The sequence below is a fragment of the Centipeda noxia ATCC 43541 genome (assembly GCF_000160555.1).
Taxonomy (GTDB): Bacteria; Bacillota; Negativicutes; order Selenomonadales; family Selenomonadaceae; genus Centipeda; species Centipeda noxia.
The window spans coordinates 1-534 of the sequence record NZ_GG749298.1 but is presented as its reverse complement, the minus strand read 5'-3'; the positions used below and the strand labels follow the sequence as shown (position 1 = coordinate 534).

At 54.5% G+C, this 534-nt stretch carries 1 rRNA gene; it reads right to left on the bottom strand.

Annotated elements, in window-relative coordinates:
* Nucleotides 1-534, bottom strand: a 23S ribosomal RNA gene (locus tag HMPREF7545_RS09925); the annotation flags it as partial.

Sequence of the window (534 nt, the reverse complement as noted above, 5' to 3'; positions counted from 1 at the left end):
CGGCCATCCTTTTCCCGAAGTTACGGATGCATTTTGCCGAGTTCCTTAACGAGGGTTTTCCCGCGCACCTTAGGATTCTCTCCCCGCCTACCTGTGTCGGTTTTGGTACGGGCAGACGTCTTCTCGTTAGAAGCTTTTCTTGGCAGTGTAGTGCAGCTGAATTCAGATTGACCGTAGTCTTTCCTATCTATCGGTTCTCGGCCTTATAGTATGGGGATTTGCCTCCATACAAGCCTACCGCCTTCGACGCGCCCAACCATTCGCGCGCTCAGCTTCCTTCCTGCGTCACTCCATCCTTAAACGAAGACGCCCGGTACTGGAATTTTCGCCAGTTGTCCATCGCCTATGCTTTTCGCCTCGGCTTAGGTCCCGACTTACCCTGGGGCGACGAGCGTTGCCCAGGATCCCTTAGGCTTTCGGTGGACAGGATTCTCACCTGTCGTTTCGCTACTCATACCGGCATTCTCACTTCTTACCCGTCCAGCAGTCCTTCCGGTCTGCCTTCGTCCAGATAAGAACGCTCCCCTACCCAGT